Origin of the sequence: Thermococcus radiotolerans, from assembly GCF_002214565.1 — an archaeon.
Lineage (GTDB): Archaea > Methanobacteriota_B > Thermococci > Thermococcales > Thermococcaceae > Thermococcus > Thermococcus radiotolerans.
Genome location: NZ_CP015106.1, coordinates 1,314,258 through 1,326,570, shown reverse-complemented (window position 1 = coordinate 1,326,570; position 12,313 = coordinate 1,314,258). Strand labels below are relative to the sequence as shown.

17 protein-coding genes are annotated in these 12,313 nt (G+C 56.9%); 9 read left to right on the top strand and 8 right to left on the bottom strand.

All coding sequences use genetic code 11. The features are described 5' to 3' along the window. Nucleotides 1-38: 38 nt before the first annotated feature. The 4 genes from A3L10_RS07400 (at nt 39) to A3L10_RS07385 (ending at nt 3,622) form a co-directional block, all read left to right on the top strand. Nucleotides 39-815 carry a BtpA/SgcQ family protein gene (locus A3L10_RS07400; RefSeq protein ID WP_088867023.1) on the top strand — a complete coding sequence of 259 codons (777 nt, stop codon included), beginning with the start codon at nt 39-41 and terminating at the stop codon, nt 813-815. A gap of 182 nt (nt 816-997) precedes the next feature. Beyond that, nucleotides 998-2,533, top strand: coding sequence for a hypothetical protein (locus tag A3L10_RS07395; RefSeq protein ID WP_088867022.1), 1,536 nt, complete (start codon nt 998-1,000; stop codon nt 2,531-2,533). Then, nucleotides 2,530-3,234, top strand: coding sequence for a hypothetical protein (locus tag A3L10_RS07390; RefSeq protein ID WP_088867021.1), 705 nt, complete (start codon nt 2,530-2,532; stop codon nt 3,232-3,234). The genes A3L10_RS07395 and A3L10_RS07390 overlap by 4 nt, the downstream gene beginning before the upstream one ends. Before the next feature lie 4 nt (nt 3,235-3,238). Next, the gene (locus A3L10_RS07385; protein WP_088867020.1) at nt 3,239-3,622 is read left to right on the top strand and encodes a hypothetical protein; all 384 of its coding nucleotides are present in this window, start codon (nt 3,239-3,241) and stop codon (nt 3,620-3,622) included. Between the two features lie 80 nt (nt 3,623-3,702). On the opposite strand, the gene A3L10_RS07380 is transcribed toward A3L10_RS07385, so the two are convergent. Next, nucleotides 3,703-4,113: a hypothetical protein gene (locus A3L10_RS07380; protein ID WP_088181049.1), complete on the bottom strand. Its 411-nt coding sequence runs from the start codon at nt 4,111-4,113 to the stop codon at nt 3,703-3,705. Nucleotides 4,114-4,174: 61 nt separating this feature from the next. Between A3L10_RS07380 and glmM the strand changes: the two genes are divergently transcribed. Then, nucleotides 4,175-5,524, top strand: a complete 1,350-nt coding sequence (gene glmM / locus A3L10_RS07375; protein WP_088867019.1) for a phosphoglucosamine mutase — start codon at nt 4,175-4,177, stop codon at nt 5,522-5,524. On the opposite strand, the gene A3L10_RS07370 is transcribed toward glmM, so the two are convergent. From A3L10_RS07370 to A3L10_RS07355, 4 genes are read right to left on the bottom strand one after another with little or no spacing between them, the layout of a single operon-like run. Then, nucleotides 5,525-6,091 carry a metal-dependent hydrolase gene (locus A3L10_RS07370; protein WP_088867018.1) on the bottom strand — a complete coding sequence of 189 codons (567 nt, stop codon included), beginning with the start codon at nt 6,089-6,091 and terminating at the stop codon, nt 5,525-5,527. A 6-nt stretch (nt 6,092-6,097) separates the two neighbouring features. After that, a complete protein-coding gene (locus A3L10_RS07365; protein ID WP_088867017.1) occupies nt 6,098-6,685 on the bottom strand; it encodes a DUF523 domain-containing protein in 588 nt (195 codons plus the stop codon). Continuing rightward, nucleotides 6,682-7,254 carry an AAA family ATPase gene (locus A3L10_RS07360; protein WP_088867560.1) on the bottom strand — a complete coding sequence of 191 codons (573 nt, stop codon included), beginning with the start codon at nt 7,252-7,254 and terminating at the stop codon, nt 6,682-6,684. Before A3L10_RS07360 ends, A3L10_RS07365 begins: the two co-directional genes overlap by 4 nt. Further along, entirely contained in the window at nt 7,251-8,051 is an 801-nt protein-coding gene (locus tag A3L10_RS07355; RefSeq protein ID WP_088867016.1) for a hypothetical protein, read from the bottom strand. The genes A3L10_RS07360 and A3L10_RS07355 overlap by 4 nt, the downstream gene beginning before the upstream one ends. A gap of 108 nt (nt 8,052-8,159) precedes the next feature. On the opposite strand from A3L10_RS07355, the gene A3L10_RS07350 reads away from it, so the two are divergent. Beyond that, a complete protein-coding gene (locus tag A3L10_RS07350; protein WP_394335114.1) occupies nt 8,160-8,756 on the top strand; it encodes an ECF transporter S component in 597 nt (198 codons plus the stop codon). Between the two features lie 20 nt (nt 8,757-8,776). Here A3L10_RS07350 and pyrI read toward each other — a convergent pair whose 3' ends face one another. Together pyrI and pyrB are read right to left on the bottom strand one after the other, a co-directional pair. After that, nucleotides 8,777-9,232, bottom strand: a complete 456-nt coding sequence (pyrI, locus tag A3L10_RS07345) for an aspartate carbamoyltransferase regulatory subunit (protein ID WP_088867015.1) — start codon at nt 9,230-9,232, stop codon at nt 8,777-8,779. After that, a complete protein-coding gene (pyrB, locus tag A3L10_RS07340; protein WP_088867014.1) occupies nt 9,233-10,159 on the bottom strand; it encodes an aspartate carbamoyltransferase in 927 nt (308 codons plus the stop codon). A gap of 119 nt (nt 10,160-10,278) precedes the next feature. On the opposite strand from pyrB, the gene A3L10_RS07335 reads away from it, so the two are divergent. Genes A3L10_RS07335 through A3L10_RS07325 form a run of 3 tightly spaced genes read left to right on the top strand, consistent with a single transcriptional unit; the run spans nt 10,279 to nt 11,859 of the window. Then, nucleotides 10,279-11,169 carry a thiamine-phosphate synthase family protein gene (locus tag A3L10_RS07335; RefSeq protein WP_088867013.1) on the top strand — a complete coding sequence of 297 codons (891 nt, stop codon included), beginning with the start codon at nt 10,279-10,281 and terminating at the stop codon, nt 11,167-11,169. Further along, nucleotides 11,166-11,495: a VanZ family protein gene (locus A3L10_RS07330; RefSeq protein ID WP_088867012.1), complete on the top strand. Its 330-nt coding sequence runs from the start codon at nt 11,166-11,168 to the stop codon at nt 11,493-11,495. Before A3L10_RS07335 ends, A3L10_RS07330 begins: the two co-directional genes overlap by 4 nt. Next, nucleotides 11,446-11,859: a secondary thiamine-phosphate synthase enzyme YjbQ gene (locus A3L10_RS07325; protein ID WP_088867011.1), complete on the top strand. Its 414-nt coding sequence runs from the start codon at nt 11,446-11,448 to the stop codon at nt 11,857-11,859. Before A3L10_RS07330 ends, A3L10_RS07325 begins: the two co-directional genes overlap by 50 nt. Before the next feature lie 133 nt (nt 11,860-11,992). Here the strand turns inward: A3L10_RS07325 and A3L10_RS07320 are convergent, their stop codons facing one another. After that, entirely contained in the window at nt 11,993-12,250 is a 258-nt protein-coding gene (locus A3L10_RS07320; protein ID WP_198362066.1) for a PLDc N-terminal domain-containing protein, read from the bottom strand. Nucleotides 12,251-12,313: the final 63 nt, after the last annotated feature.

Below are 12,313 nucleotides of genomic sequence, written 5' to 3'. Positions count from 1 at the left end.
CTTAACTATCGCCGGGTCGTCCTTGGATTGGTGGTGTTATGGAATTCGAGAAGAAACCCCTCATAGGCATGGTTCACCTGCGGCCCCTCCCGGGCTCGTACCTCTACGATGGGAATCTCGATGCCGTGATCGAATCCGCCCTCAGGGACGCGAGAACCCTTGAGGAGGCCGGCTTCGACGCGATAATGGTCGAGAACTTCGGCGACGTTCCCTTCCCGAAGTACGTGGACAAAACCACAGTCGCGGCTTTTACCGCGGTCGCTAAGGCAATCCGCGACGGGGTGAGCCTTCCCCTCGGGATAAATGTCCTTAGAAACGATGGAATCGCCGCGTACTCAATAGCCTACGCAGTGAAGGCGGATTTCATAAGGGTGAACGTGCTGAGTGGTATAGCTTACACAGACCAGGGCCTCATAGAGGGCATCGCCCACGACCTCGCTAAGCTCAGAAAGCTCCTCCCGAGCAAAATAAAGGTCTTCGCCGACGTCCACGTCAAGCATGCGGTTCACTTCTTCGACTTCGAGGACGCGATAAGGGACACCGTCGAGCGCGGTCTTGCAGACGCGATAGTGGTCAGCGGCAGAGCAACAGGAAAGCCGGTTGACGTTGAAAAACTGGCCGTCGCAAAGAGAGTCTCGCCGGTGCCAGTCCTAGTGGGCTCTGGAACGGGCTACGACAACCTCCCTGAGCTGTGGAAGTACGCCGATGGCTTCATAGTGGGCACGTGGATCAAACGCGACGGAAAGGTCGAGAACGAGGTCTCGCTCGAGAGGGCGAGGAAGCTGGTCGAGCTGGCGAATAAACTTCGTTTCTGATGCCTTGATTTCCCCGTTTTTCGAATCTTTTTCTCCGAAAGGCTTATTACCTAAAAACGTGTAACTTGTTGAAATACGCAACCCTATCCCGCTTTTCTTTTCCGCGAGATGGGTGATAGTGGGAGTGAAAGTATGGTTGGAAAGAACGAGCCCGCGTTCCGGGCGGTTCTGGGGATGATGGCATGAGGGCACTTAGAATTTGCATCGTGCTCATGGTAGCGGGCCTTCTCTTCGGCTCAATGCTGGCCTACGGTGAGATCACGGAACCGTACGTGCGCTCGCCCCCGAGCGATTCCGAACTCCTCTCGCTCAATCTGAAGGTAAAAGGATGGGGCACGATGATGGGGAGTGTTGATGTCCCAAGTTTGGCCGACTTCGCCTTCGTCTGCAGGGATCGGGGCAAGCTCAACGCCACCTACGAGGTTGACCTCTGGATGGGCTACTTCACTGACGCAAGCGCCGAAGGGAGTTATTACGAGGAGACCCTGGCGGATTGGCGCTCCCACGAGGACAGGGATGAGGTGGGGAATGACCTCGACGGGAATCCCTACGTGGCGACTCATTACCGCTACACGGTCGACGAGGCCGGAGGTTCGTCCGACTCCAAGTGGGCCGTCTTCAGGGAGGTCATAACCCACGAGTGCATCTCGGCGAGCTGCGAGAGCTGGGTTGAGGCACATCCAGATGAGTCGCCCAGGCTCCAGGTCACGGTTAGGTACATCGTCATGGAGGGACCGTACCTTATCCTCGCTAAGGGTTGGTACTACGACGATTCCGCCTGCGACGTTGAGGTGGCCCTTCCGACCCTAATCAACCACTACCTCGACACGATTCCCGGAAACATGGTTTCGATACCCCTAACCAGCGGCCCCGGTGCTCCCTCGGGGGGCTCGGGAAACGTGACCACGACAACCACGACTGGAACGGGCGAGACCAAAAAGGGCGGTTCCGGCCTTGAGAGGCCTAACGTGGTGCTCAGCCCCGAGGCTAAGGCCAGGATGGAGGAGACGCTGGGGAAGCTTGAGGGACTGAGCGGCGGGAACATAGAGGTGGTGCGGGTCAAGACCCCGGAGGGTGAGCTGGTAAGGGTCATCAACAAGGGTGCAGATGGCAAGGGTACCGCCCTGAGCTTCAAGCTGAAGTACTACGGCAACAAATACATCCTCGACAAGACCGTTGACTCAAGCCTAGAGGCTCTCGACGGCCTGCTGGAGAAGTACGGCGTTTCTCCCCTCGGACTCTTCAAGGACTACGTCAAGGCCTACAAGGACAGCGAGCTCTTCCAGGGAGAGGACGCGGTAAGGAAGACCGCCCTCGATCTCCACGTTGACGGTAGGAGCGCGTCGCTGTACAACGACATGAGCGGCATCGAGGAGAGGGAGCTCAGGCTCTCACCGGCGAAGAACTCGATTCCCACGGGCCCGGAAACGAAGCCCGTGGAGTTCATCGTTCAGTCCCTGGGAATAGCCGTCAAGAAGTCGGTCGCCCAGGACTACGGCTGGGAGTTCAGGAAGACTGCGGAGAGGGCTGAATACTACAAAAAGCTCGGTATGAAGTACAGGGACATCATCAGGAGAACGATAGACGACGTCATAGAGGAGACGAGTCAGGACAGGAAGATTCAGACCCTCAACGCCCAGTCCAAGGGCCCCTACAAGGACCAGGAGGCCAGGATAAGGCTGTACCTGAACAAGCTCTTCGAGGAGGGGATGATATGAAGGGCTGGGCCGTTCTCCTCATTCTCCTGCTCGTTGGGGGCTACCTCTACATCAGCGGAGAGGTCAAGGTTCCGGAGGGCCTTCCGGGCCTTGATACCGGAAGTTCCTCTGGAGGAGTTTCATCGCTGCAGGATGAAGTCAAGGCCCTGGGCGCCACGGAGGTTGAGGTCTCCCTCTCAGGGGATGACGTCTTGGTCAGGATGAACATCCCCGCCGTTGATGATAACCTCACCGCGATGCTCTACGACGTTGCAGGGATGGCATACTCATCAAGCCATGCCAAGAGGGTCCGCGTGGAGGCGTACTACCTAGGTGAGCCGTTGCTGGCATTGACAGTAATGAATGGCGACTTCGAGAACGCCGAGCTTGAAGACATCCGGAGGCCCGAATTTAGGATTGAGAGCGACCTCACCCTGTTCGATTCGAGGGTTCAAAACGTTGAATTGACCAACGAGACAGCTGCCGTAACCCTGGAGTATCTCGCCGATAGAGAAGGCTTCTGGAAGGACTACTTCGCGATGGCCTTCGTCGTCCTGGAGGACGCCCCCTGGGTTAAGACCGTTTCGATAACCTACCTGGCCGATAACGGGACGGTGACCCTCTCGATGTCCTCGAGGGATATAATACGGCTCCAGAGCGGGGAGGTTACCGCTGAGGAACTCCCCGGACTGGTGACGGTTTCTAAAACTGGAGGGAGGTGAGAAAATGGGACTGCTCAAGAAACTCCTGGTGGGATTTTTCCTGCTCGTGCTCATCGGTGTAGTGGCAATCTTCGGAATGCAGTACTACTACGATACCGCCTACACGAAGGTTCCGGTCGAGGTCAAGAGCGAAACCGTTACGGGGGATGTGTTCTACCTCAGCCACGTCCTTGAACCCGGCAAGTACAAGATAACCGCTGACAGCGAGGGGACAGTCGAGAAGATAACCATCCTCGACGAGAGCGGCAACGTCCTGACGGAGTCGGAAACGAACGAGCTCATCTACGGCTCAACCCAACCGTTCCAGGTCAGGATTGACTACAAGGCTCCCGTAAACGTTGAGAGCTATACCGTCTCGGTCGGAATCTACCGGCTGGAGAAGAAGTAGTCCGAACCTTAGTCTGGGTTTTCGGGCTCTTTCCTTTTCTGTTCTGGACGATCAAAGATGCTGGGGGCTCCTCAGGGCCCTCAGCCCTCGTTCTCGTTTCCCTGGAGGTTAGCCCCCAGACCGCGGATTATGCGCTCCATCCTCTCCTCCTCCGTCTCCCTGCCACGGTAGCCGAAGTAGAAGCCTATTATCGTCGAGAGAACGCCGAGGAAGTAGTTTCTCAGCTCAGAGGGTATCGTGATGTAGTCGCTTCCAAGGACGAGGACGATGAACGTCGCAACGAGGGTCGCCGCTATGGCGCGCCTCATCTCTCCCTTGTTCAGACACCGGTTGCCGCTCCAGCCTATGAAGATGACCGCGAGGAAGACGAGCAGGGGCAGGGAAATCAGGGTAATCCTCACGTCGAAGTAGAGGCCCGCGAAGATCAGCACCGCGACGGCTATGAGGGAAAACAGCAGCGCCGCCCTTGCGTAGGGGAAGTTTTCCTCCATGACACTCACCCAAAGGGTTATATTCGCCCATCGTATATACGCCTTTAGCCAGGTGGTGCCCATGGGAAGGTACTTTGGAACCAGCGGGATTCGAGAGGTCGTCAACGAAAAGCTAACCCCTGAGCTTGCCCTGGGCGTCGGCAGGGCCCTGGGGACTTGCCTCGGCGAGGGAACGGTCGTCGTCGGCATGGACACGAGGACGAGCGGCGAGATGCTGAAGAGGGCCCTGGTGAGCGGGCTCCTATCTGCGGGAATAGACGTCATAGATATCGGCCTCGTGCCCACGCCCCTGACCGGCTTCGCCATCAGGCTCTACGGTGCAGATGCGGGCGTTACAATCACCGCAAGCCACAACCCACCCGAGTACAACGGTATAAAGGTCTGGCAGGCCAACGGAATGGCCTACACCCCCGAGATGGAGAACAGACTTGAGGCTATTCTGGAATCCGGGAACTTCAAGAAGGCCCCCTGGAACGAGATTGGAAGCCTCAGAAAGGCCGACCCGCGGGAGGAGTACATAGAGGCCGCCCTTGAGATGGTTCACTTGGACGGTTCCTACACCGTCGTTCTCGACTCCGGCAACGGGGCCGGCTCGATTCTGAGCCCCTACCTCCAGAGGGAGATGGGCAACCGCGTGATAAGCCTCAACTCTCACCCCAGCGGTTTCTTCGTCAGGGAGCTCGAGCCGAACGCGAAGAGCCTGTCCGCGCTGGCAAAGACCGTGAAGGCCATGAAGGCCGACGTCGGAATAGCCCACGATGGCGACGCCGACAGGATTGGGGTCGTGGACGACCAGGGCAACTTCGTCGAGTACGAGGTCATGCTCTCGCTTATAGCCGGCTACATGCTCAGGAAGTTCGGAAAGGGCAAAATCGTGACGACGGTCGATGCGGGCTTCGCCCTCGACGACTACGTTAAACCCCTCGGTGGCGAGGTTATAAGGACGCGCGTCGGGGACGTTGCCGTCGCGGACGAGCTGGCCAAGCACGGTGGCGTCTTCGGCGGCGAGCCGAGCGGGACGTGGATAATGCCCGAGTGGAACCTCACTCCAGATGGCATCTTCGCTGGAGCGCTCGTCCTTGAGATGATTGACAAACTCGGCCCGCTGAGCGAGCTGGCAAAGGAAGTTCCGCGCTACGTCACGCTGAGGGCGAAGATACCCTGCCCCAACGAGAAGAAGAGGAAGGCGATGGAAATAATCGCCCACGAGGCCCTCAGGAGCTTCGACTACGAGAGGCTCATAGACATAGACGGCGTTAGAATCGAGAACTCCAACTGGTGGATCCTCTTCCGCCCGAGCGGAACCGAGCCGATAATGCGCATAACTCTGGAAGCCCACACCGAGGATAAGGCTAAGGAGCTCATGGAGAAGGCGGAGAGGCTGGTGAGGGAGGCAATAGCCAAGGCCTGATCACTTCAGCCTCTTCAGCTTCTTCCCTATTATCGCGAAGGTCGCCATCAGGGCTATCAGCATGACCCAGCCGAGGTTTTTGCTCGTTTCCTCCGGCATGACGATGTAGGCGAACAGCATCACCGTGGTGAAGGTCACCAGTATCAGAACCAGTCCCTCTCCCCTCGTTCCGGTTTTTATCTTCCCCCTCGGGTGGAAGTTTGAGAAATGGCTCCATTTGATGCCCGAAACCGTCAGCGTATCTGCGAAGAGGTGCGAGATGTAGCCTATGAAGAACGCCACCGCCGGCCAGTAGCTGTTGGTTATCCAGTACGCCAGGCCTCCTACGAGGGCGGTTATCAGTATTCCAGCCTCTATGGTGTGAGTCGGCCCCCTGTGCTCCACGAACCTGGGCATAACGGTTCCGCCGGGCAGCTTGGTCGAGATGTACGACTTGGGATGGTCTATGTCAGGCATCAGGGCGCCGAAGGCGGCCATACCGATGTCCAGAAAGCTCATCGGGGCTCCAAAGAGAACCGCTATCAGGTAGAAGAGAACCCCGAAAACCACGTGCGTGTACCACATCATGTTGCATCATCTGGCCCCTAATTCAACAAGAACCGATTTAACCCTTTCCATGCTCCCCTCGATATCGTCCTTGTCGAACTCGATGTACGTTCCCTCGGGAAACCTGCTCTGGAGTATCTCAAAGAGTATTCCTGGCGCCTTCACGAGCTTGAATCCCTGTCCCTCCACCATCTCCCTAGAGCGGCCCAGTCTCTCTTCCTTGCTCATGTAGAAGAACTCCTGCATGGCCGAGTAAGGATAGCTTTGCGGGTCGCTCGAGCTCGTGTGGAAGACCCCGCAGGTCGGTGAGCCCTTGACACCTATGAAAACTACCCTCTCCGGCTTTTCCTCTGTCAGAACCCTTCCGATGAAATCGGCTATGGTCTTTGCCCTCTCGCGCATTCCGAGCCTCTCAAAAACCTCCTTGCTTGCCGGCGCCCTCGGCCAGCCCATCAGCTCGTACTCTGGGCAGGGATAGACTAAAACCTGCCAGTTCTCATCGAGTTCGCCAATCAGCTTCCTCAGGAGCCTCGCCGTCACGTACTCCTTCTCCTTCGGCCCGCGGTAGACGTAGAACGGACTCAGGAGGCAGGGGGCGATGATGAGGAGCTTCATCCAACCACCTCTTCAATTATCCTCTCGACCTTCTCCCTCAGCTCCTCGAGCGTTCCCTCGTTGGTTATCACGTAGTCGGCCAGGCCCTTCAGCTCGCTCGTGCGGTATAAGCGCTCCTCGGCGTCGTCCATGGTCTTGAAGTCGGCAAAGCTCCTTATGCCCTTGTCCTTGCTCGCCTTCCTCCTCATGAGGCGCTTGAACCTCACCTCCGGGCTTGCTTCGACGTAGATGACCTTTCCGCCGAGCCTCTTGACGGCCTTTATCTCACCCTCGGAGCGGACGCCGTCTATGATGATGTTTTCACAGTGCCTCATCTTGTCGACGGCGAGCCTTATGAGTATGTCCTCGCCGTAGGTCTCCTTGAGGTACTTCCCAAACTCTATGAGTCTGTCCCGCGTCGGCTCGGCCTTCTCAGGCAGCTCTGGAATCCACGAGTAGTCCGAGACGTTGTGGGTGAGCAGGTCTATCAACGGGTCGCTGCAGGAAACCCTGCAGAATCCCCTCTCCTCGAAGAACTTTGCAATCGTCGTCTTTCCGGCGGCTATCTTTCCAACGACACCGACTATCATCTTCTCCACATCCTCCAGATTAGATTCGCCCCGTCGGTCGATTCCATAAGCCCCTCGTAGGTTAAGTCTGTGATGAACCGAATTAATGCTTTTTTGTCGTACACCACAGGCCTCTCAAAGCCGAAGAGGTACTTCAGCTCGAAGAAGCCTATGTGCAGTAGCCGGAAGGGGTTGAGGAGGGCTATTTCCCTCTCGAATCTTAGACCGAAGGGAAAATCCGCCAGAATCAGTTTCGCCCCTCTCTCTTCCGCGAGGGCGGCCAGTTTCCCTTCATCTGGGAAGAACAGTTCCTCTGGCTCTCCGTCTATCGGCTCGTACTTCAGCCTCGGAAAGGCGTACCTGATTCCAACGGCATCGTGGGGCAGGTTCAGCCCCTCGGCAAAGCCGAGTAAAGCTTTCGCGTTGAAGCTCATGAAGACGAGCGTTTTGACGTCCCCTCCGACGTCCGGCCACTTTCTCGGGGGAAACTTTTTCTCCGCCTCGATTATCGGAAGGAGGAACTCGAGCTCCGTTCCCTCAACGAGTTTTTCGGCTTCCTCGAGCTTCCTCCGCTTTATCTCGAGGTCGAGGTTGGAATAGACCGTGACCTGTTTGACCCCTAGCCTCTCGCGAAGCTTCCCAATTACGAAGCTGTTCCCTATGACGACGCTCTTGTCCGTTCTGTCGTGGGCGATTATGAAGAGCTTGTCCCCCTCGGGGTCGTAGCGAACCTCGTCTATCCTGAACGGGCTCTCCGGAAAACCGTTCTCGCGCCTTATCTCCCCCACCAGCTCCGATATCTCCTCGACCGTGAACATGGCTCTTCCCTCTTACCTCAAGGGGCGGACTTTTAAGGTTCTCGGCGGGAAATTTGTTCCAAAATACGAACAAAAATTTATAAAATGTGGAACAAACTCCCTCCGGTGATGGGGGTGAGGATGAGTTCGAGGGAGATAGCTCTAATCGGCATGATGCTGGGACTCTCGCTGCTCTTTGATGTGATGCCTATAGAGATGCCTACCGTGTGGGGGATGAAGATAGACCTTGTGGCGGTTCCGATAGTGATGGTCTACCTCCTCACTGGCTTCGCCGGGGGATTAACCGCGGTTCTGCTGCTCTTTGCTGGCCTCAGCGTGGTATCATCGGCCAGCTGGCTCGGGGCCATGATGAAGTCCCTTGCCACCCTCTCGGTCATCGTGGGCTTTGAAGCGGCCAGGAGACTCACGCGCTTTGAGCTTGGCGATGGGGCGAGGCAGAGGCTCCTTCTGTTTGCGGTGGTTGCCTACCTCGCCGGAATCGCGATAAGGATACCCCTCATGCTGGCCCTCAACTACTACGTTGCCCTTGAGATATGGCTCGGCCTTCCAAGGGAACAGGTGATCCAGGCTGTTGAGAGCTGGACAGGGGTTCCTTTCTGGGTCGCCATTGGGCTCCCGAACGCCATTCAGAGCGCCATCGACGTCTTCATGGGCCTGGCCGCCACGATCCCAGTGCTTAGAAGGGTTCCCCACCTGCTGGAATAAGGATGAAAATTGGAAACGGGCTAGAGGTTGCCCAGTATCTCCTCTTCTTCCATCGTCCTCTCGCAGTAGTGGCAGCGCACCTTGAGGGGCTCCCTTGAGACGACGTAGAACTTTGAAACTGTGTACTCGTGGTTGCTGACGCAGTTTGGATTGGCACAGCGGAGGATTCCGGTTATCTCGTCCGGAACCTCGACCTTGAACTTCTCGGCCACCTTGTAGTCCCGCACTATGTTGACGGTAGCAGTTGGAGCGATGAGGGCTATCTTGTTGACCTCCTCCTCGCTCAGGAACTTGCCCTCTATCTTGACGATGTCCTTCCTTCCGAGCTTTCCGCTGTGGACGTTCGAGGCGAGAAGGAGAACGCCTCCGTTCGGCCTGTTGAGGCGGAGTATCTCAATGACCTTCAGCCCCTTTCCGGCCGGGATGTGGTCTATGACGGTTCCCTCCCTGATGGCGGTAACCTTGAGCTCGGCCATTCACAGCACCCCCAGTGTTAAACCCAGAAGGGCCATTCTCACGGGAACTCCGGAGAAGACCTGCCTGAAGTAGAGCGCGTGCTCCGTCCTATCGACCTCCGGGTGTATCTCGTCGACCCTCGGGAGCGGGTGCATTATCCTGAGGCTTTCTTTGGCCTTCTTCAGAACCGCGCAGTTCACCTGATAGCTGCCCTTGACCTTGAGGTACTCCTGCTCGTCCGGGAAGCGCTCGCGCTGGATTCTGGTGACGTAGAGAACGTCCAGCTCCGGGATCGTTCCCTCCAGGTCGGTCGTCTCGTGGATTCTAACTCCCTTCTCGCGAAGTTCCTCTATGATATGCTTGGGCATCCTCAAAAGCTCCGGTGAAATCAGGTAGAGCTCGACGTCGTAGAAGGCCAGAGCCTCTGCCAGGCTGTGGACGGTTCTCCCGTATTTGAGGTCTCCGAGCAGGCCTATGGTCAGGCCGTCTATCCTCCCGAAGGCGCGCTTTATCGTGTAGAGGTCGAGGAGGGTCTGGGTTGGATGCTGATTGCTGCCGTCGCCGGCGTTGATGACCGGTATATCAGCAACCTCCGCGGCGAGCCTAGCGGCCCCTTCCATCGGATGGCGTATCACTATAACGTCGCTGTACTGTTCGACCGTCTTTATCGTGTCGGCCAGGCTTTCACCCTTCTTGACGCTCGTGCTGGCGGCGGAGGAGAACCCGATGACCGAGCCGCCGAGGCGGTGCATGGCGCTCTCGAAGCTTAAGCGGGTTCTCGTTGATGGTTCAAAGAAGAGCGTCGCGAGTATCTTTCCCTTCGCGTAGTCGAGTGCGCCCTTCTCGTTGAGTTCCGTTTCAAGCCTTTCGGCAACGTTCAAAACAAACTCGATATCCTCCTTAGAGAAGTCCCTAACGCTTATCACGTCTCGTCCTTTCCAGTCCATAAAAGCCCTTCCGATGTAAAAATCGATGGGTTTTTAAACGTTTTTTGACATAAAGTTGTTGACAGTAACGCTTTAAACTTTGGTTCGAAGTTTCGATAACTTAGTTTTAGGGTGGTAGTATGAGGACTCCCAGCGTTTACATAGCCGAGGAGCTGATGCCTTTTCTGAGGGCCAAGATAGCCGAGAGGCTCTACCGCGAGGGCATGAAGCAGTCCCAGATAGCCGAGTACCTCGGCATAACCCAGGCGATGGTTAGCAAGTACCTCTCGGGCAGGTACAAGGTCCCCCCTGAGGAGGTGGCCCAGAGGCTGGAGGACATCGCCAACGAGGTGTCCAAATTCATCCTCTTCGGAGGACGCCGTGAGGACGCCGTTCTTCTCGTGGCGAGGAGAATCTTTGAGCTTTTCCAGAGCGGCTTTCTGTGCGGCTTCTACGCCGAGTACGCGGGTGTTAGTGAGGACTCCTGCAGGTCGCTCTTCGCCGTGCGTCCCCTCCGGGGCGAGATTCTTGAGGTTCTGAACATGGCGCTCAACGAGCTGATCAGAAATGAGAAGTTCCCGGAGCTCATTCCAGAGGTCAGGAGCAACTTTGCCTATGCCCTCCCTTCTCCGCGGGGCATCGAGGACGTTGCGGCAATCCCGGGAAGGATAACGGCCGTCAAGGGGAAGGCCTTTGCACTGCCGCCCGAGTTCGGGGCCAGCGAGTTCACCGCGAGAATACTCGTTAGGCTGGCCGACATCAGGCCCGAGATACGGAGCGTTCTCAACATCAGGTACGGCCGCGACGTCGAAACGGCCCTCGAGGCTGCGGGCTTCAAAGTCGCAAGGGTTAAAACAGGTGGGCTGAGCGAGGAGGAGGCCGTGAGGGTCATAGCGGACGTCTTCAGACAGGGCTATTACGACGCCGTCGTTGACGTGGGCGGCTTTGGAGTTGAGCCGCTGGTCTACGTATTCGGTGAGACACCCTTTGACGTCGTGGAGAAACTCAAGAGGCTGGTGGAGAACCTTTGAGGCGAAGGCTTCTCTTCCTCTACGTGCTTCTTCTTCTGTTTCTGAACCTGAGCCCGAAGGTCCCGTCGTCACCCGTGGCCAACGGGGATAAGCTGGTTCATCTGCTAGAATTCTCTGCTCTGGGCATCCTTGGATGGCGTTGGTGGGCCTACCTGCTGCCCCTGCCGTTCCTCCTGGAGTTCCTCCAGCTCTTCGTCCCCGGCAGAACGTTCTCCTTCGCCGACATGGCCGCAAACCTAATAGGCTTCACCCTCGGACTCATCGCGGGGTGGTGGTATGAAGGTCGTGACGAAGGAGCTCCGCTTTTCCACGAAGGGAGAGATTGACCTGGTGGATATAACCCGCGAGGTCGAGAGGATTGTTGAGGAATCTGGAATCGAGAACGGTCAGGTTCTGGTCTTCGTTCCCGGTGCCACCGGCGCGATAGTCACGATAGAGCATGAATCCGGCCTTCTGGAGGACTTCAAGCGAGCTTTGAGGGAGCTAATTCCCAAAGGCAAAGGCTACCTCCACGACAGGATAGACGACAACGCCCACAGCCACCTTAGGGCGACCCTCCTCGGTGCGAGCGAATGCTTCCCCGTCCTTGACGGCAGGGTCGTGCGCGGAACCTGGCAGCAGATTTTCTTCGTCGAGCTCGACGTGATACCGAGGCACAGGCGCGTTATAGTGCAGGTTATGGGGGAGTGAGGCTTTCGATGACATTTTGGATTCAAGAAACGCCGTGAAAAGGGGGTAATAACCCGCCCAAGTTCATTGGCTCCGCCTTCGGCGGCACTCCCCGGGCAGGACAAGTTGGACGTTATCCCTAAAAGGCTTCCGGTTAGTACACCCTTACGGAATCCTCGGAGGCGCCGGCTTCCTCCCGTTTCTCCTCGTATTTGCCCTCCCTCTTGACGAGTATGTAGTACACCAGCGCTCCGAGTATCGTGAAGATGAACGCCAAAACTATCCAGATGACCTTTTCAACGTCTGGCATTCTCTTCTGCTTTGTGAGGACGTCGTAGATGACCCACACAAGGGCGAGCAGCTGGAGCACCATGAGGAAGGTTCCGAGAACCCCTACCGCTCCGAATATCATCCCATCACCAATTGACGTACCGCCCCGCGATAAAAAAGCTTTCCGTAACCCCAAAGTTTAAAT